18 protein-coding genes are annotated in these 18,641 nt (G+C 63.9%); 10 read left to right on the top strand and 8 right to left on the bottom strand.

Annotated elements, in window-relative coordinates; genetic code table 11:
* Positions 1-58 precede the first annotated feature (58 nt).
* The gene (locus CCR96_RS24160; protein WP_201224686.1) at positions 59-2,182 is read right to left on the bottom strand and encodes a sensor histidine kinase; all 2,124 of its coding nucleotides are present in this window, start codon (positions 2,180-2,182) and stop codon (positions 59-61) included.
* 401 nt (positions 2,183-2,583) lie between these two features.
* On the opposite strand from CCR96_RS24160, the gene CCR96_RS24155 reads away from it, so the two are divergent.
* The 6 genes from CCR96_RS24155 to CCR96_RS24130 all read left to right on the top strand — a co-directional run bounded on the left by CCR96_RS24155 (position 2,584) and on the right by CCR96_RS24130 (position 9,421).
* The gene (locus CCR96_RS24155; RefSeq protein ID WP_200250791.1) at positions 2,584-2,838 is read left to right on the top strand and encodes a low-complexity protein; all 255 of its coding nucleotides are present in this window, start codon (positions 2,584-2,586) and stop codon (positions 2,836-2,838) included.
* Positions 2,839-2,880: 42 nt separating this feature from the next.
* Positions 2,881-3,759, top strand: a complete 879-nt coding sequence (locus CCR96_RS24150; RefSeq protein ID WP_201224684.1) for an HvfB family MNIO-type RiPP peptide maturase — start codon at positions 2,881-2,883, stop codon at positions 3,757-3,759.
* A complete protein-coding gene (locus tag CCR96_RS24145) occupies positions 3,752-4,585 on the top strand; it encodes an HvfC family RiPP maturation protein (protein WP_201224682.1) in 834 nt (277 codons plus the stop codon). The genes CCR96_RS24150 and CCR96_RS24145 overlap by 8 nt, the downstream gene beginning before the upstream one ends.
* Before the next feature lie 21 nt (positions 4,586-4,606).
* Complete coding sequence (locus CCR96_RS24140; RefSeq protein ID WP_201224675.1) at positions 4,607-5,986, top strand: NAD(P)/FAD-dependent oxidoreductase; 1,380 nt, start codon at positions 4,607-4,609, stop codon at positions 5,984-5,986.
* A gap of 224 nt (positions 5,987-6,210) precedes the next feature.
* On the top strand, positions 6,211-8,406 hold the full coding sequence (locus tag CCR96_RS24135; protein ID WP_201224673.1) for a DUF1156 domain-containing protein: 2,196 nt from the start codon (positions 6,211-6,213) through the stop codon (positions 8,404-8,406).
* Positions 8,390-9,421, top strand: a complete 1,032-nt coding sequence (locus CCR96_RS24130; protein ID WP_201224671.1) for a hypothetical protein — start codon at positions 8,390-8,392, stop codon at positions 9,419-9,421. The genes CCR96_RS24135 and CCR96_RS24130 overlap by 17 nt, the downstream gene beginning before the upstream one ends.
* A 138-nt stretch (positions 9,422-9,559) precedes the next feature.
* On the opposite strand, the gene CCR96_RS24125 is transcribed toward CCR96_RS24130, so the two are convergent.
* Positions 9,560-11,005 carry an aldehyde dehydrogenase family protein gene (locus tag CCR96_RS24125; RefSeq protein WP_201224669.1) on the bottom strand — a complete coding sequence of 482 codons (1,446 nt, stop codon included), beginning with the start codon at positions 11,003-11,005 and terminating at the stop codon, positions 9,560-9,562.
* A 340-nt stretch (positions 11,006-11,345) separates the two neighbouring features.
* Here CCR96_RS24125 and CCR96_RS24120 point away from each other — a divergent pair, with 340 nt between their 5' ends.
* On the top strand, positions 11,346-12,092 hold the full coding sequence (locus CCR96_RS24120; protein ID WP_201224667.1) for a flavodoxin family protein: 747 nt from the start codon (positions 11,346-11,348) through the stop codon (positions 12,090-12,092).
* 39 nt (positions 12,093-12,131) lie between these two features.
* Here CCR96_RS24120 and CCR96_RS24115 read toward each other — a convergent pair whose 3' ends face one another.
* The 4 genes from CCR96_RS24115 to CCR96_RS24100 all read right to left on the bottom strand — a co-directional run bounded on the left by CCR96_RS24115 (position 12,132) and on the right by CCR96_RS24100 (position 15,602).
* Positions 12,132-13,820, bottom strand: coding sequence for an FMN-binding glutamate synthase family protein (locus tag CCR96_RS24115; RefSeq protein WP_201224665.1), 1,689 nt, complete (start codon positions 13,818-13,820; stop codon positions 12,132-12,134).
* 101 nt (positions 13,821-13,921) lie between these two features.
* Entirely contained in the window at positions 13,922-14,497 is a 576-nt protein-coding gene (locus tag CCR96_RS24110; RefSeq protein ID WP_201224663.1) for a carboxymuconolactone decarboxylase family protein, read from the bottom strand.
* 104 nt (positions 14,498-14,601) lie between these two features.
* Positions 14,602-15,075, bottom strand: coding sequence for a response regulator (locus tag CCR96_RS24105; RefSeq protein ID WP_201224661.1), 474 nt, complete (start codon positions 15,073-15,075; stop codon positions 14,602-14,604).
* Positions 15,072-15,602 (bottom strand): sigma-70 family RNA polymerase sigma factor, encoded by a 531-nt coding sequence (locus tag CCR96_RS24100; RefSeq protein ID WP_201224659.1) that lies wholly within the window; start codon positions 15,600-15,602, stop codon positions 15,072-15,074. Before CCR96_RS24100 ends, CCR96_RS24105 begins: the two co-directional genes overlap by 4 nt.
* A 264-nt stretch (positions 15,603-15,866) precedes the next feature.
* On the opposite strand from CCR96_RS24100, the gene CCR96_RS24095 reads away from it, so the two are divergent.
* Genes CCR96_RS24095 through CCR96_RS24085 form a run of 3 tightly spaced genes read left to right on the top strand, consistent with a single transcriptional unit; the run spans position 15,867 to position 16,882 of the window.
* Positions 15,867-16,124 carry a hypothetical protein gene (locus CCR96_RS24095; protein WP_200252266.1) on the top strand — a complete coding sequence of 86 codons (258 nt, stop codon included), beginning with the start codon at positions 15,867-15,869 and terminating at the stop codon, positions 16,122-16,124.
* A 42-nt stretch (positions 16,125-16,166) separates the two neighbouring features.
* A complete protein-coding gene (locus CCR96_RS24090) occupies positions 16,167-16,634 on the top strand; it encodes a hypothetical protein (protein WP_201224657.1) in 468 nt (155 codons plus the stop codon).
* Complete coding sequence (locus CCR96_RS24085; RefSeq protein ID WP_200252260.1) at positions 16,634-16,882, top strand: carboxymuconolactone decarboxylase family protein; 249 nt, start codon at positions 16,634-16,636, stop codon at positions 16,880-16,882. Before CCR96_RS24090 ends, CCR96_RS24085 begins: the two co-directional genes overlap by 1 nt.
* A gap of 90 nt (positions 16,883-16,972) precedes the next feature.
* On the opposite strand, the gene CCR96_RS25245 is transcribed toward CCR96_RS24085, so the two are convergent.
* Positions 16,973-17,107 (bottom strand): hypothetical protein, encoded by a 135-nt coding sequence (locus tag CCR96_RS25245; RefSeq protein WP_274601190.1) that lies wholly within the window; start codon positions 17,105-17,107, stop codon positions 16,973-16,975.
* Between the two features lie 59 nt (positions 17,108-17,166).
* Positions 17,167-18,612: a TrkH family potassium uptake protein gene (locus CCR96_RS24080; RefSeq protein WP_201224655.1), complete on the bottom strand. Its 1,446-nt coding sequence runs from the start codon at positions 18,610-18,612 to the stop codon at positions 17,167-17,169.
* Positions 18,613-18,641: the final 29 nt, after the last annotated feature.

Here is an 18,641-nt window from a genome sequence, read left to right as displayed (position 1 = left end):
TACACGGAGGGTGCGGATGTCTGTCTTTCTCTGTGCCCTTCGTGTCTCCGTGGTGACTTTATCTGCTGGGATCAGCCGCAGCTGCCATCCCGCGCGTTTCATCGACCCATTGCGGCAGCACGATCTCGACCCAGGTGCCCTGCTCTGCCGTCGACCGAATCGAAAGACGCCCACCATGTTGCTCGACCAGCCGCGCCACGATCGCCAGCCCAAGCCCGGTACCGCTGGCCTTGGTGCTAAAGAAGGGCTCGGTCAGACGTGGTAAGCGCTCCGCCGGGATCGGCTCACCGGTGTTGTGCACCGAGAGCCTGACCTCGTCCGCGTCGCTTTGCTTGACGTGCTCAGCAGTCCCAACAGTCTCGGCAGCCTCAGCGGTTTCGACGGTCCCAGCAGCACCAGCAGTATCAGCAGTACCAGCAGCCTCTGCAGTTTTGGCAGCCCCAGCAGTCTCGGCGGTTTTCGCGATCCGCCAGGTAACGACGCTGCCCACAGGCGCGGCCTCGCAGGCATTGTCGGTGAGGTTGGTCAGGATCTGGCGCAGTCGATCCGGATCAGCCAGCACCTGAAGCCCGACCGACGCCTGCTCGAGCCGGATCGAATGCCCAGGATGGCGCTCGGCCGCCATGGCGATCTGCTCCTCGAGCAGGGGCCGGAGCGCCACCGGGCGCGGGTCCAGGCTCAACGGCTTCGCATACAGCAGGATCTCCTCGAGCAGCCGGCGCGTGCGCTCGGCCTCACCCAGTGCCAGGTCCAAACGGCGCTTGGCCCGCGGCTCTGGGGTGCGCTCGGCCATGTAATTGAGGGCCATGGCGATGGTGCTCAATGGCGTGCGCAGCTCGTGCACGATGCCCGATGCGAACTCGCCAATGGCGGCGAGCCGCCCCTGCTCGGCCAGGCGCGCGGTGCGCCCAACCCCTTGGGTCAGCAGCTGACCGATGTTGCCAAGCAGTCGCTGACGGGCATCGCCGAACCCGGCGGGATCGCGGGTCGCAAATACCACCACCGCCGGGATCGGGGTCTGCGTTTGCGGGGTCAGCGGCAAGAAGATGGCGTCGCGCATGCCGAGCGCGACCAGATGGCGCAGCAGCTCATAGGCCGGATTGGCACTCGCGCGCTCGGCCATGGCCTGCACATGCAGGGGCGTCTCGTCGGCCAACACCCGCTCGAGCAGCGTGCCCTGCAGCCGGTACAGCCGCTGAGCGCCCGGCTGCGGCAGGCCGTCGAGCCAACTGGTCTCGACGCGGGCGCTAGCCCGGCGCTCGTCGATGAACACCAGGCCGCTCCAGTCGCAGCCCAGCAGCGGCCTGAATTCGGTGTTGAGCAGCCCCATCAGCTGATCCAGGTCCTGGCCCTGCTGCAGGGCGTGGATCAGCCGGTAGAGCAGGTCGAGCCGCTCGGAGAGCCGATTGAAGCTGCTGCTGAGATCCTGCAGCTCGGTGGTGCCGACCACCGGCAGCTGATAGCGGACGTCGCCATCGGCGACGCGCTGAAAGCCGGCCGTGGTGCGGCGCAGCGGCGCCAACACCTTCCACTGCAGCAGCCAGAGCAGGAGCACGGCGATCACCAGGGTGATACCCGCGGCCGCCAGGGTGCCTTGGATCATCAGCTGGTACTCGCGCGCGGACCAGCTGCGCAGGGCCTTGGCGAAGACCTCCACGGCGGCATTCAGACGGCTATGGTCTTCGATCACCTGCTCAGCGGCCCATTCCAGGCGCGGCTCGTCCGCGTCGTCACCGAGGGCGTCAAAGAGTGTCGCGCGCCAGGTCTCCCAGGTGTCTTCAAGTGCGGCAATCGCTGCTTCGGCCTCGAGGCCGAGGTGCGGCTGCAGCCAGGCCGGCATCGGCATGGGCATCGCGTCGCTGAAGTCGCCGCTCATGAAGGTGGCGACGATGCCATCGATGGTCTCGATCTGCGTCAGCAGGTCTTGGTAGTACAGGCGCACATCGCGGTAGTAGGTCGGATAGTCGCGCGGGGCGTTCTGCCAATAGTTCATCGCCTGGGCGTGCATCTGCTCGACCGCCAGCTCGAGCTGCCCGGCCCGGTTGACCAGCTCAATCGCACCCAATTGGCGTTGAAAGGCGCTGAGGGTGTAGAGGCTCGCCGCGCTCAGCAGCAGCCCGAGCGCGAGATAGGCTGCGGCGACTTGCAGACTCAGACTGGCGAGGTGCCGGGACAACGACATGGGTAAAGGCCTGGGTGATCGAGGTGGTCACTGATCCCGCGCCTCGGCTAAGCGAATACAGCCAGGCAGGCATCGACGCGGTGCTCTGAGGATCGTCGGCCATCGCGCCCGATGCGCTGTCCTCGGCCTGGCTCGAGGTTTCAGCATGCGGGTAACACGCCTGCTCCGCTGCGCCACAGAGGCTCAGCCGATCGTGGCATCGCCCGCACGTCATCTAAAAACCCCTGGACGACGTCTCTCGGCAGCCTCGCCAACATCCGCTGAAAGATTTCACCGACCACTGCGGTCTTTAACGAGTGATAGCCACTGGCCAAGGGCAAGCCGGCGAGCCGACCGCTGCGACTCGAGGCCACCACAAGGGCTATCAGCATACCAACCTTAGATTCTTTCGGAGTGTTTCCATGTCCAAGCAGATCATCACCTCAGCCGCCATGATCGCCGGTGCCACCCTCGTCGGCACCCTGAGCGTCGCCAATCTGGCCCAGGCCAGCGACAACCCCTTCGTCACCGAGCAACTCGACAGCGGCTATCTGCAGCTGGCCGAGGGCAGCTGCGGGGCTAAAGGCGACAGCGAGGGCAAGTGCGGCAATAAGGATGACGGCAAGGGCGAAGGCGAAGGCAAGTGCGGCGAGGGTAAGTGCGGCAATAAGGGCTGATCCCGCCCTGACCACCGCATAGACCCACGCCAGAAGCCAGCCATGAACATGACTCCCGACCCCGTTCATGGCGCCGGTCTCGGTCTGCGGCGCGCGTTCATCGCCGCCGCAGCCGAACAGCCTCCGCTGGAGGTCTCCTTCTGGGAGATCGCGCCGGAGAATTGGATCGCTGTTGGTGGCCGCTGGGGGCGGTTGCTGCGCGGCCTGACCGAGCGCCATCCCTTCGTCTGCCACGGCTTGTCCCTCTCGATCGGCTCACCCGCGCCGCTCGATGTGCCGTTCGTCAACCGCATCAAGACCTTTCTCGATGCACACCAGATCGCGGTCTACACCGAGCATCTGAGCTACTGCTCGGATGATGGACAGCTGTATGACCTGATGCCGATCCCGTTCACCGCCGAGGCGGTACAGCATGTCGCCCGGCGCATCCGTCAGGTGCAAGAGATCCTCGAGCGACGCATCGCCCTGGAGAACGTCTCCTATTACGCCGCACCAGGCCAAGAGATGCGCGAGATCGATTTCATCAACGCGGTGCTCGACGAAGCCGACTGTGACCTGCTGCTGGATGTGAACAACATCCTCGTCAACAGCATCAATCATCGCTACGACCCGATCGCCTTCCTTGATGCCCTGCCCGCCGAGCGCATCGTTTACGGCCATATCGCTGGGCATTACGAAGAGGCGCCGGACCTGCGCATCGATACCCATGGGGCCGATGTGATCGAGCCGGTGTGGGCGCTGTTGGAGCAGGCCTATGCGCGCTTTGGCGTCTTCCCGACCCTGCTCGAGCGGGATTTCAACATCCCGCCGCTCGCTGAGCTCACGGCCGAGGTGCAGCGGATCAGCGACATTCAGCGGCAATACACCGACCAGCTCGGAGCCCCGCGGGTCACTGCCAACGGACACCTTGCTCATGCCTGAGACCCATTCCCACTCACAGGCCGACGCTCAGGCCGACGCTCAGGCCAACGTTCAGGCCAACGTTCAGGCAGCGCCCGGATTCATGCAGATTCAGCAGGCCTTCACCGCTCATCTGCGCGACCCGCAGCAACCGCCGCCAGCGGGCATCGAGGATCGCCGTCTGCGGATCTATCGGGAGCTGATCTTCAACAATGTCGCGTCGCTGCTCGAGCAGGGCTTTCCGGTCCTCTACCAGTGTCTGGGTCGCGAGCGCTGGCGAGCGCTGATCCGCGGATTCTTGATCGCCCATCGCGCCGAGACGCCCCTGTTCCCGGAGCTGGGCCAGGAGCTGTTGGCCTATCTGAGCACAGCGGGGGCCTTGCGCCCTGAAGACCCGCCCTTTGTGCTGGAGCTTGCCCACTACGAGTGGGTCGAGACCGCCTTGATCTTCAGCGAGGCCGAGGCCGGACCCGCGCTCGCCGATCCGAACGGTGATCTGCTCGACGGCGTCCCGGTGGTCTCACCGCTGGCCTGGAACCTCAGCTACCGCTTCCCGGTGCATCGCATCAGCGCGGACTTCCAGCCGCACGCGCCGGACCCTGAGCCGACGCATCTGGTCGTGTACCGCACGCGACAGGAGCGCATCGCGTTTCTGAAGATCAACGTGGTGACCCAGCGACTGCTGGTGCTGCTGCGAGAACAGAGCCACCGGAGCGGACGGGATCTGCTCAACAGCATCGCGCTCGAGCTTCAGCATCCAAGGCCGGCGCAGCTGATCGAGGCCGGGCGCAGCCTGCTGGACGATCTGCGTGAGCGCCAGATTCTACTGGGCACGCGCCGACAGTAAACAGACCAACCGGAGCCCGTCATGCCCGATGCCTCCAGCACGCCCATTACGGACCCCGACCGTCGCCCCCGGATCGTTATCATTGGTGGCGGCTTCGCCGGTGCGACCGCGGCCAAGGCCCTTGAGCGGCACCTGCGCTCGGCCGAGATCCATCTGCTCTCGGCGGAGAACCATCTGACCTATAACCCACTGCTGCCGGAGGTGGTCGGGGCCTCGGTGCTGCCCGGTCATGTGGTCGCGCCCTTGCGCCAGATGGTGCGTCACGCCAAGGTCCACCAGGTCGAAGTTACCGGCATCGATACAGAGGCCCGCTGCGTCCATTTCCGCAACAGCTCCGAAACTGGCCGCCTCGACTACGATCATCTGGTGCTGGCCTGCGGCAGCCGGGCCAATCTGCACATGATCCCCGGCATGGCCGAGCACACGCTGCCGCTGAAGACCGTCGGCGATGCGCTCTATCTGCGCAATCGGGTCATCGCCCGGCTCGAGGACGCCGAGCTGACCGAGAACCCGACCTTGCGCCGCTGGCTGAAGACCTTCGTGGTCATCGGTGGCGGCTTCTCCGGGGTCGAGGTCGCCGGCGAGATCAGCGACTTTCTCACCGAGAGCCAACGTTGGTATCGGCAGTCGCAGCTCGAGCCCGCGCGCGTGGTGATCGTCCATGGGGGTCCACACTTGTTGCCGGAGCTGCCGGAGCGACTGGGCCGCTTTACCGAGCGCAAGCTGTCCCGGCATGGCGGGGTCGAGGTGCGGCTCGGGACCCGTAGTGAGGCTATTGATGCGCAGGGCGTGACGCTCAACAGAGGCAGCCGTATCGATGCCGGCACCATCGTCAGCACCATCGGCACCACGGCGAACCGGCTCATCGATGCTCTGCCTGCTGAGAAGCAGCGCGGTCGCTTGCGTGTCGAGGCCGATATGTCGGTGCCTGGTCTGCCGGGCGTCTGGGCGATCGGCGATTGTGCGGCGGTGCCGAACAGCCGCGAGGACGGCGCGTCCTGCCCACCGACGGCCCAGTTCGCGTTGCGCCAGGGACCGCAGCTCGCGGCCAACATCGCCCGGCGCGAGCGCGGCGAGCCGACCCGCGCGTTCGGCTACAAGCGCAAGGGCCTGATGTCGGCCATCGGTCATAACCGCGCCGTGGCTCGGGTCTATGGCATCAATCTGTCCGGGTTCATCCCCTGGCTGCTCTGGCGCGGCTTCTACCTGCTCTATATCCCGACCCTGGCGCGCAAGGCGCGGCTCTATCTGGAGTGGAACTGGGCGATGTTCTTCCCTCCTGATATCGCCCATCTGCGGTTTACGCGCACGGTCGAGGACAGCGGCGATGAGGTGTCCCAGGATCAGGGTGCCCAAGGCGTGACGGAACGCTCGCCAACCCCTGTTGCCGAGCGTGATTGACGCCGGAGTAATCGACGATCGTCTCGCTTGAGGCTAGGCCTCAGTCTGCCCGCTGACACAGCAGGCCATGCACGACGATTAAGGACTCTGTGCGCCAACGGCTGAGGAGCGCAGCATGTACGTGAGAGCAGGTACACCCTAATCTGACTAAGATGCCGTAGACTCTCTATCGCGAGCCGCTCGGCGGCCCTAACCACCTGGAATGGAGTCTCCATCCTAAGTCCATGTCGATCGAGCACGTCTTCGAGATTCCCTTCGTCGCCGCACTGGCACTCCAGGAAAAGCAAGTCCAGCAGAACTACCGTCCCATCATCGCGGTACACAAGTGGTTCGCGCGCCGCCCTGGCACGCTCTTCCGCGCACTGTTGCTTTCTGAGCTCGCAGACTGCTCGCTGCCGGAGAGCTTCTACCAGGCCCACGACTTTGCCGGCATCCAGATCGCCGATCCCTTTATGGGCGGTGGCACCCCCATCATCGAAGCAAACCGCATCGGCTGCGATGTTCAAGGCTTAGACATCAATCCGATGGCTGCCTGGATTGTCCGCGAGGAGATCGAGCATCTCGACCTCAGCGCATACGCAACCGCCGTCGAAAAGCTCAGTCAATCGCTGGATGCCGAAATCGGCGACCTGTACCGCACTGACTGTCCCCTCTACGGCGACAAGGCCGTGCCGGTGAAATACTTCCTCTGGGTCAAAGTGCTGGACTGCACAGCCTGCGGTCGGGCGATCGATCTATTTCCCGGGTATCTGATCGCAGAGAATAAGCGCCACCCGATGAACGTCTTGATCTGCCCAGACTGCGGCGACCTGAACGAGGTCGATGATCGTAAGCAACCCGGCGCTTGTCATCGCTGCGGTGCAACGCTGACAACCCAGGGACCAGCCCGGCGCAATCGCTGCAACTGCCCCGACTGTGGCCACACGAACAGCTATCCACGCTCGGAAACTGGCCCGCTTCGGCACCGGCTGTTCGCGATTGAGTATTACAACCCTGCTCGCAAGGGCCAACATCGCGGACGCTTCTTCAAGAAGCCAGACGGCCGGGATTTGGAGAAAGTCCAACGCGCCTCAGCCCGCTTCGAGGCGCTAGCGCCGGACTTTGTCCCAGACCAGCTGATCCCTCCCGGTGATGAGACCGGTCGCCTGCTGCGCTGGGGCTATCGCCAGTATCGCGAACTGTTCAATCCGCGTCAGCTGCTCGGTCTCGAACTGAGCTGCCGACATATTGCTGCCATCAGCAACGAGCGCCTGCGCCACGCGCTAGCCACCAACTTATCGGACCTGCTGCGTTACCAGAACATGCTCTGTCGCTACGACACCATGGCACTCAAGTCCCTGGACATCTTCTCTGTCCACGGCTTTCCGGTCGGCTTGGTCCAGTGTGAATCAAATATCCTCGGTATCCGCAACGGCAACGGTTCCGGCGTCGGTTCCGGCGGCTGGGTCAACATCACAGAAAAATACAGCAAGGCCAAGCGCTGGTGCGAGGCCCCGTTCGAGATTCGCCGGCAGGGCAGCCGTAAGGCCCAGGTACCCATCGGCGGGGAATGGGTCGGCGAGCAGCGCAACGGCAGCCGCAGCCGAGCTGTTAGCATTCGCTGCGCCAGTTCAACCACTGCTGAGTTCCCCACCAACAGCCTTGATGCCGTATTCACGGACCCGCCCTATTTCGGCAACGTCCAATACGCCGAGCTGATGGACTTCTGCTATGTCTGGCTGCGACGGCTCGTCGGTCGGGAGGCGGAAGGTTTCGACCGCAGCTCGACACACTCTGTCGACGAATTGACTGGTAATGTGACTCAAAAGCGCGATCTTGCCGGCTTCGCCGAAGGGCTCGCTGCCGTCTACCGCGGCATGGCCGAAGCCCTGAAGCCCGGTGCGCCGCTTGCCTTCACCTACCACCATAATCGGATTGAGGCCTACCTCGCCGTTGCGGCCGCACTGCTCGATGCGGGTCTCGTCTGCTCTGCGTCGCTACCCTGCCCGGCGGAAATGAGCGGCTCCATCCATATTCATGGCACCGGCTCCTCCATCATCGACACCGTCTTCGTCTGCCGCGCCACCGGCAATACCCGCCGCCGTTGGCTGTTCGAGACTGCTGTGGAGCTGAATGCCGTCATCGCCTCAGACATCGCCCAGCTCACCGAGGCCGGCCGCACACCAACGCTCGGCGATACCCGCTGCATCGCCTACGGCCACTTGACTCGGATGGCCATCTGGAATTTGCGCTCCAGCTGGGACCCGACGCTGCCAATGGCCGACAAGCTCGCCCGCGTCGCCGACGCCGTCCACACTTGGGGGGATTTGGACGAGATCGTTGCCAGCATCAAGACCCTAAAGATTGCGGAAACGACGCCACTGCCGTATCCGTTGGCATTAGCGGCCGAGCCAGAGGTCATGGATGCCGTATCCTTTTGAAACGCCGTTCGATGAGATTCAAACCAACCTCGATCAGTACGTCGACGAGGTCTTTGCCTGCCTCACCTCCGAGTTTCTGGTCATGCCGAAAGGCCCAGGATTCGTTGAGTTTGCCATCTTCGACACGGGCTACGAAGCGTTGAAACGTGCGACACGAAACTTCAATCAGGTCACTCCCGAGACCATCCTGCCGGCGGTCTACGAAACACCGATCACGTTGATCGTCCTCCGCTGCATACTCGGCTTCACCCCACCGGAATGGGCCTACTTTGCATCGCAGCACACCGGTATCGAGATCGGCCAAGGCGCGGCGCGAAGCATCGACCGAAAGATACGGATGAACCCAGCTGCGCCACTGCGACAGGCCGGTGGCGTCACAAACACGCGTATCAGCGCGCTTGTTGAAGCTGCCTGCCACATCCTTGCCTCGGGTGCGCCTCAAGTGCCAAGAGACCGTTTGCATCGAATCGATAAGCCAGACACCGCAGCCGGTCTCGACAGCGTCCGCAGCTTCGCCGAGCTTGGTGCACCCTACTCCTCCCTCCTCTACGAGCGTTTTCTCGGCCGCCCTTTCGCTGGACATCGTGACTCGATCAGCGAGCTCATCGGAAACATCGTCGAGAATGCCATCGAGGAGGTGCTGAGCCGAGAGGGCATCAGCTTCCGAAAAACCAAGCGCGCTGAGCGCCTGCCTGGCTTCGATCAAGCTCCAGACTTTGTGATCCCCAATGAGATCAATCCTCAAATCATCATTGAGGCCAAACTGACCGAAGACGACGGTACAGCACGCGACAAGGTCACTCGCGTTCAGCATCTCGGCGCGCTCAGCCTGCTCGGCCAACCGCCGGGTCAGCCCAGATTTGAGGTCGTTGCATGCATCGCCGGACGCGGCTTCGGTGTGCGCCGCGAAGACATGAAGAAGCTCTTACTCGCGACGCGAGGGAAGGTGTTTACGCTCCAAAACATGGACCAGCTCGTTGCTTGGACAAGATTGAGAGAGTTTCGGTCTCGGTAAACACAACCCACTTCCCTAGATGACATAGGCATGCCTGGCAATTAGCCAACGGACCTAACTCTCATGGCGCAGTGCCACCCCGGAAAATGAATCGCGTGAGATTCACGTTAACCGCAGTTGGCGTATGGCGTATCAGCCTCAGTCCGCCCGCCAAACCACCAGTTTCTCGATGCGCATCTCCTCGAAGCTATAGGGCATCCCGCCGGTACCCAGCCCCGATTGACGTAATCCGGCAAAGGGCATCCAGTCGGTGCGGAAGGCGGTGTGATCATTGATCATCACCGCTGAGGCCGCCAATCGGCTGGCCGCATGCCTCGCATACGCTAGCTCGCGCGTAAACACCGACGCCTGGAACGCAAACGGCAAGGCATTGGCCGCCTCAATCGCCGCATCGACCTCAACATAGGGATAGACACAGATCACCGGCCCGAACAGCTCCTGTGTGCTGACCTTGGCCGTCACCGGCGGGTCGAACAGCACCGTCGGCGCATAGCAGGTGCGCGAGAGCGGCTCGCCCCCGCAGAGCAAGGTTGCGCCCTGCCCGATCGCCTCGCGCACCCACTGATCCACGCGCTCGACCTCGGCCGGGCGAATCAGCGGTCCGATCGCGGTTTCGGCCAGGGTCGGATCATCGACCCGCATCTCGGCTGCGGTCTCGGCCAGTGCCTGTGCCAGCCTCAGTGCCTGATTCTGATGCACGTAGACGCGCTGCACTGAGACGCAGACCTGACCGGCATGATAGAGACCGCCCTTGGCCAACAAGGGCACGACATGCTGCAGATCGACGCCACGATCGACCAGCACCGGCGCCACGCCGCCATGCTCGAGCACGCAGCGCGCTCCGGGCGCGAGCCGCGAGCGCAGATGCCAGCCAACGCGCGCACTGCCGATGAAGCTCAGGAAGGCGACGCGGGGGTCGGTCGCCAGCGCCTCGGCGGTCATCGGCGAATCCGTCACCAAAGCCTGCGCCCAGGCCGGAGGCAGGCCGGCCTCGCGCAGCAGATCGATGAACCGCAGGCACGACAGCGGCGTGTCCTCAGCCGGCTTGACGATCACCGGACAGCCGGCTGCCACTGCGGGCGCCACCTGATGCACGATCAGGTTCAACGGATGGTTGAAGGCGCTGATCGCCACCACCGGGCCAATCGGCTCGTGGGTGCTGAAGGCCCAGCGCCCGGCACCAGCGGCGGTGGCCTGCATCGGCACCTCGTGCCCGCCGCTTTGGCGCGGCAGCTCCGCGCAGCAGCGCAGGCCATCGACCGCGCGCTCGGCCTCGACCCGTGCATCGGTCAGTGGTTTGCCGCCCTCACGCGCGATCAGAAGGGCCAGCTCCTCAATCCGGGTCGCCATCAGCTCAGCGGCCCGGCGCAGGATCGCCATGCGCTCAAAGTCGGGCAGCCAGCCGTCGCGCTGCCGGTAACAGGCATCGGCCACCGCGATCGCCTGCTCGACGCCTTGGCCATCAACAGTGTCGACGGTCGCGATCGCTTGCAGATTGAACGGATTGAGCACCTCGAGCGACCCGGCAGGCCTGACCTCGGTGGCGATGCGATGGGATTGATTCTGGTCTGTGTCTTCGGTCATCGGAAGGCTCCTGCTCGGCTCATTGCTCTGTTTAGCAGCTGTCGCCAGGCTGTCGCGGATGCTGGCCAGCCGCGACAAACCGCTGCTGGATAGGATTCAGATGCACCGGCCGACTCTGAAAGGCAAGGACATTAGGCGCATACCCGACGACCCCCGAGTGCTGCTCCGGCGGGCAGTGGCGCTCCGCTGACCGGGATCGTTGGCCCCTATAGGCTGCACCCGTACGTTGACAGACGAGCGATTCCTCGCCGGCGTATCCTTTCGGCTCGGCCAAACTACGCGAACCTGTCCGACAGTCACCCGTCGGTTAGCGCCCACCATCAGCAACAGGTACGGTCTCATGAGTCTTAGCGAACGACAATCCGCGTTGTGCCAGCAGAACACCACCGATTTTTCCGATCTGCGCGCCCTGTTCTTCAATTGCACGCTCAAGCATCCCGATCAGGCGTCGCACACAGCACTGTTGATGGGGACATCGGCCGAGATCATGCGCAAGAGCGGCATCGCGGTCGAGGAGATCCGCATGAGCGCGCACCACATCGCCTTCGGCGTCCAGCCCGACATGCGCGAGCATGGCTGGGAGCATGACGACTGGCCCGATCTGTGGCCCAAGGTCGAGGCCGCCGAGATCCTGGTCATCGGCACGCCGATCTGGCTCGGCGAGCAATCATCCCTCTGCCGCCTTCTGATCGAGCGTCTTTACGCCATGTCCGGGCTTCTGAACGATCACGGGCAATCCATCTTCTATGGCAAGACCGGGGGCGTGGTCGTCACCGGCAACGAAGACGGGATCAAGCATGTGGCAATGAACGTGCTCTATTCGCTGTCGCATCTCGGCTACGTCATCCCGCCGCAGGCCGATTGCGGCTGGCTCGGCGAGGCCGGGCCAGGGCCGAGCTATGGCGACGACGGCGCCGGCTTCGACAACGAGTTCACGCAACGCAATACCACGATCATGACCTGGAACCTGATGCATATGGCGCGGATGCTGAAAGACGCCGGTGGACTGCCCAACCACGGCAACGACCGCCGCGCCTGGTCGGCAGGCTGCCGGTTCGATTTCGAGAACCCCGAGCACCGTCGCTGAGCGGGCGAACCTGACCACCGCTGCTGTTTTGAGTTTGTGTCATTGGAGGGGGACCTTTCGCTCCTCGGCGGCATGCTCGATCTGAGGGGGACGTGTGATCTCAAGACGACCCCATAGATCGGCCGGCGGCGCGATCGGGCTGCTCGCCGCACTCACCGAGCCCGCAGCAGCAAGATCCGCTGCATGCCCTGGTTGCCCTGGTTGGCTCAAGGACTCGACCACGCGGCGCTTCGCCTCCGGATGGTGCTGATCCAAGCCGATCGTGCGTCCATCCGCCTGCACCAGATGGGCATGAAAGCGCCGCAGCTCACGCGGGCTGCGCACGCCGCAGGAATGGGCGATGATGCCGACCTCTTTGGAGAGATTCTGCACATAGGCCGCGACGCGCACGGCCTTGGTCGGCGCATGCAGGCCACGCTGGAACTTGCGCTGATGGGTGGTAATCCCGGTCGGGCAGGTGTTCTTGTTGCATTGCAACGCCTGGATGCAGCCAAGCGCAAACATGAACCCACGCGCCGAGGTAATAAAATCGGCACCGATACAGAGCGCCCAGGCGACATCGGCCGGGGTGATGAGCTTGCCGGAGGCGATCACCCGAATGCGCTCGCGCAGGCCGTACTCGTTGAGCTTATCGACCAGCATCGGCAGGCTGACACGCAACGGCAGGCCCATGTCGTCCATCAAGGGCATCGGCGCCGCGCCGGTACCCCCATCCGCAGCGTCAACCGTGATGAAATCCGGCGCCGAGGCCACACCGCGCGCATGCACCATGCCCAGCAGCTCATCGAGCCAACCATAGGCGCCAAGCACCACCTTGAAGCCGACCGGCTTGCCGGTGACCCGCCGCACCCGCTCGATGAGATCGAGCAGTTCGGCGGTATTGCCGACATCGGGATGGCGATTCGGGCTGATGCTATCGACCCCGACCGGAATGCCCCGGATCTCGGCGATCTCCGGCGTCACTTTGGCCGCCGGCAGGATGCCGCCCTTGCAGGGCTTGGCACCCTGACTGAGCTTGATCTCGAACATCCGCACCTGGGGATGGGCGGCGACCGCTTGCAGGCGCTCATCGCTGAGGTTGCCGGCTGAATCGCGCACGCCGTATTTCGCGGTGCCGATCTGAAACACCAGGTCGGTCCCTCTCTCCAGATGATAGCGAGAGAGCCCGCCCTCGCCGGTGTTGAGCCAGCAGCCAGCCTTGGCCGCCCCGCTCGCCAGGGCCTCCAGCGCCGGCTTGGAGATGGCGCCGTAGCTCATGCCGGAGATATGAAACAGCCCTGCGGTGGTATAGGGCTGCCGCGCAAAGGGGCCGATGGTGAGCGGCTGCGGCGGCACCGCATCCTCGCCCAGGGTCGGAAACGGGCAGTTGACGAAGATCACCTGCCCCGGCACCGTCAGGTTACGGGTCGAGCCGAAGGCGACCGTGTTATCGACATCCTTGGCCGCGCGATAGACCCAGTTGCGCTGCGCCCGGTTGAATGGCAGCTCCTCGCGGTCCATGGCAAAGAAGTACTGGCGGAAGAACTCGCCGAGACGCTCGAACAGGTAGCGAAAACGGCCGATGACCGGATAGTTGCGCCGGATCGCCTGCGACTTCTGGGTGCTGTCGACCAGATAGGCGTAGACGGCCCAGAGGGCCGCCAGGCCGATGACGAAGATGAACAGCGCCGACATCAGCTGCAGCGAGGTCAGCAGGAAGTCTTGGGTGGAATCGAATAGCGTCAGCATCGTCAGGACTCCTCTTAGACCGGGCACTGCAGCGCGGCGAGACAGCGGACAAAGAGCTCAGCGGCATGCATGGGGGGACTCCAAAGGTTGAAGGGGTCTCGCTAGCAGGCGAGACAGGCTGCCGGCCAGGGCTGTCCATCGGTGCCGGGGATCTGATCGCTGTAGCGCGCGAGGGTCTTCATGCCGATCCCGAGGATCACCTCAAGGACCTGCTGCCGGTCGTAGCCGGCCTGCTCCAGCGCGGCGACCGCGGCCTCATCGATGCGCCCGTGCGCCTTGGCCAGCGCGGCGGTGAACTGCCTGAGAGACTCCAGGCGTTGATCGGGAAGGCAGCCTCCTTCGCGCAACGCCTCGGTCATCTCCGGTGGCAAGTCCGTCATGTCCGCGAGCAGACCGTGGGCACCCATGCAGACGGCGCAGCGGCTCTCGCGACTGACGCTGAGCAGCACCACCTGCTGCTCCTCGCTCGAGAGTGAGGTCTTCTCCAACAAGGCGCCGAGGGCCAAATAGCTTTTCAGGGACGCCGGCGCTGCCTCGAGCGTGCGCAGCGGCTTGGGTAGTCGGCTGAAGCGGCGCTCGGCTTCGCTCAGCGCCGGCATGGCCGGCTTGGCAGGAATGGCAGGCAGGGCGTCCGGCAATTCCGCTTGAACATCCGGGTCCGGAATCAGCGAGGGCATGAGGTGCTCCTGGCATCGGTTGGGCGGATCACTGCGCCTTGAAGGCAAACGACTGGACAACCCGCGCCGGCGAGGCGAGGGGCTGGGCTCATTGAGCACTTGATTCATGGAGCGCGTGAGTCGTTGTTGAAGGCCGCTCGAGCAGGCTTGCCGCTCGCAACAAACAGCTGGTGGATACTGTGCAGATTGACCGGCTTTTTCAGATAGGCGTAGACATGCGGCGCCAGCCCTGGATCAGGCTGCAGATCATGGGCACCGCTCATCAGCACGATCGCGAGTCCCGGAGCGCACGCCGCCAGCTCGGCCGCTAGCGCACGGCCATCACCATCTGGCAAGCGGATATCGATCAGGGCTCCGCGCACCGGCTGTCGCGCGATGAGCGCTCGAGCCTCGGCGCAGTCGCCGGCGGCATGGATCTGATAGCCGAGGTCACTCAGCTCCCAGCTCAGCATCTGGCGCAGCGGTGCGTTGTCTTCGACCAGCAGCAATGGCATCGCTGGATCAAAGCCGCGCTGCGCCATGCCCAGCAAGCCGCGTCGGCCAAGGTCGCTCTGAACCCGATCCAAGGCGGCCATCATGAACGCTCGCCCAGCGCAGCGCGCAGCTTCTGCCGAGCCCGGAACAGCCGCGTGCCAGCCCCTGCGCAGCTGAGGCCAAGCCGCGCGGCGATCTCTTGCTGCGAATAGCCGTGTAGCACCTGCAGGATCAACGGCTCGCGATACTCCGCCGGCAGCGCCCGCAGCGCCCGGCGCAAGACAAAGGCGTCGGTGGAGGTGTCATAGTCCTGCGCAGGCTGCGTCGGCAGCTCCTCGGTCGGCATCGCGCTCTCGCGCGGTTGGATGCGCTCGAAGCGGCGCGCATTCTCGCGGCGTACGATGGTCTTCATCCAGCCCAAGGCAGCCGCTGGGTTCTGCAGCCGTGCGAACGAGCGCCAGGCCCGCAGCAGACTGTCCTGGACCAGGTCTTCAGCGATCTCTTTGTTACCGGAGAGCCGGTAGGCGTACTTGAAGAGGCTGTGCCGATGGGTCTCGGCGAGGGCCTCGAAGCTTGGCGCCTCGCTGGCGGTGGTCGATGGGGCGGAGGTCAGCGCGGCAGAAGCAGACATGGAAGGACTCCCGAAGTCGATGAGCAATCTGCCTGTCCTAGTGCAGCCGTCGTGCCAGCTTTTAATGCCTTGTTTTTGTTTGTCTTTCGAGAAAGCGAGCAAGACCAATAGAACGTTTCGTTAACACGTTCCGTTGCAACGCGGTATCGGTTCGCTGCAGTGCGGTCATCAGCTGTCGGTCATCGGTACGAAAGATCTGCTGCGCACGGCGGGTCTTCATCCGGTATTCCAAGCGCTATCCGCGTCGCGCAGCAGGCTCCACCCATGAACTGTCTCTCCTTTCGCCGCCAACTGTTGGTCGATCCGCAAGGACGACAAGCCGATCTCCAAGCCCATGCGGCGCAGTGCGCGCCTTGTGCGCGCGCGCTCAAGCGGGCGCTAGCCTTCGAGGCGAGCCTCAAGGCGGCATTGCTGCTGGATTATTCAGACGGTGATGACGACGACGCGCATCGCGAAGGCGAGTCCGATGACCGTGGCGATGCCGACCCGCAGGAGTCGGTCTACTGCGTGAACGGTTGCTGAGGCAGCCTCCTCTTCCTCGTCCCCGTCGAGAGATTCAGTGCCATGTCGACACAGCGACCGCCTCGCCTCCCGCTCGCCGGCCTGACCTCCTGTATTGGCCTCATCACCCTACTGAGTGGCACGCCCGTGCTGGCCGAGACGACGATCGAGGGCCGGATCAACGGCCTGCGCTGTGCCGAGGGCGGCCATGTCTGCCCGCTCGAGAATCTGGATGCCCATCTCTCATTCGAGCTGGAGTTGGTGCTGCAGTTGTCCGATGGCCAGTACTATTTCCTCTCCAACGTCCCGCGCGACACCAAGGTCCGTCATGTGCGCAAGCAGGTCAGGGTGATCGGCACGGTGATTGAGCCTCATCGATGGATCTCCGTCGACAGACTGCTCGTCGAGGATGGTGATGGCTACCGCGAGGTCTGGAGTCCGCAGGCGCAGCAGCAAGCCTTTGGGGATATCTATCACCGTGGCTGGGACGCCACGCCACCAGTCAGTGACCCGGTCAGCGAGCGGCGCTGATGCGGGTGCCCTTACCCGCCGATTGGATCGAGCTGTTGCAGCTGGCACGGCGGGCGGCGACCGATGTCCATGCCATCACGGACGCCGATATCGCGCGCCTGTGGTCGCTGGGACTGAGCGATGCCGCTGTGGTCGAGCTGGCCAGTGTGATCGAGCTGTTCATCGCGCTGAGCTTCTTTCTCGATCTGTTCGCGGTACCGCTGGATGAGCCGCCGAGCGCAGACTCTGACCGCAAAAACGACAGTTGAAATCTCCTCACGCCAGGTTCGGCCTTCAGACGCTCCGAGAGTGAACAACAACCTATTCGTAAGCCAGACCTTGTAGGCCCAGAGCACCGATTAGGCCTCGTCGTCGGACTCCCGGCGCCGGTGTTGGCCGAACAGGAGCCCAACGCAAAGCACCGCGACCACCCCGGAGACGCCGAGCTGGATGGTCAAGGCAAAGCCGCCGCTTTCCGACTGCCCCTTCTGCATCGCGGTTTACGCGACACAGCATTCAGCGAAACGGCGTCCGGTGCGAACAGCCCCCCACGTCAATGGTGCCAATACGCAGGAAGAAACAGGATCAACAGGGTAAAGATCTCCAGCCGCCCGGCAAGCATACCGAAGACGCCGAGCCATTTGACCACATCATCGACGCTTGCGAAGTTGGCAGCGACCTCACCCAGGCCGGGACCGAGCAGGTTGACGGTCGCGACCACGGCGCCGAAGGCCGATTCCAGGTCGAGTCCCGCTGCCATCATGGCGATGGTCAGCGCCAGGCAGACCGCCACATAGAGCACATAGAAGCCCCAGATCGAGAACAGCACGTCCTCCATGATCGGGCGATTGCCGACCTTGACGTTGATCAGCGCATGCGGATGGGCCAGCTGTTTGAGCTGGCGAATGCCGAGCTTGGCTAGGATCAGCACGCGCAACACCTTGATGCCGCCCGCAGTGGAGCCTCCGCAGCCGCCGGTGAAGGAGAGCACCACCAACAGCAGCGGGATATGCAGCGGCCAAAGACCGAAGGTGGCGGTGCCGAAACCGGTGCTGGTGAGGATCGAAGCAACCTGAAAGGAGCCATAGCGCCATGCCTCCGCGAGCGTCGCATAAGCCGTGGTCATGAACAGGCTGAGACTGATCAGCAGCGCACCGCCGACGAAGATTAGCAGGTAGACCAGCACCTCAGTGTCGCGCAGATAGGCGCCGAGATCGCGTTTATGCCAAGCCAGGAAGTGGACGGCGAAGTTGACTCCGCCGGCAACCATGAAGACGATCGCGATCAGCTCGATGGCGACGCTGTCGAAATAGGCGAGGCTCGCATCATGGGTTGAGAAACCGCCCGTCGCCACCGTGGTGAAGGCATGGCCAATGGCATCGAAGGGACTCATGCCAGCGACCCAAAAGCTCAGCGCGCAGGCTGCGGTCAGCGCGAAGTAGAGGGTCCAGAGCACACGCGCGGTCTCGGCGATGCGCGGGGTCGGCTTCTCGTGCTTGGCGACGCCGGAGGTCTCGGCCCGATAGAGCTGCATGCCACCGACACCGAGCAGCGGTAGGATTGCGACCGCGAGCACGATCACGCCCATGCCCCCGAGCCATTGGATCTGCTGGCGATGGTAGAGGATCGACCGCGGCAAGCGGTCGATGCCTTCGATCACCGTTGCCCCAGTGGTGGTGAATCCAGAGATGGATTCGAACACCGCATCGGTGATGCCCCAATCCAGGCCGAGGATGAACGGCAGCGCGCCCAGCATACCAAGCACCGCCCAGAACAGGGTGACGATCAAGAAGCCATCGCGCACCGAGAGCTGTTCACGCTCCCGCAGGTTTGGCAGCCAGAGAACCAGACCCGCGCTCGCGGTCAGCGCCAGGGACAGCGCAAAGGCCGGCCACTGTTCGTCGGCGTACCAGAATGAGACCAGGATAGAGGGTAAAAAGCTGATGCTATAGAGCAGCAACAAGATACCGAACAGGCGCACGATAGCTCGCCAGTGCATGCGGGGATCGTCTCCTAGGGTCGTGAATC

It is taken from the genome of Halochromatium roseum (genome assembly GCF_016653315.1).
Taxonomy (GTDB): domain Bacteria; phylum Pseudomonadota; class Gammaproteobacteria; order Chromatiales; family Chromatiaceae; genus Lamprobacter; species Lamprobacter roseus.
Note: the sequence above shows the minus strand (reverse complement) of the source record. Positions and strands in the feature narration are given on the sequence as shown.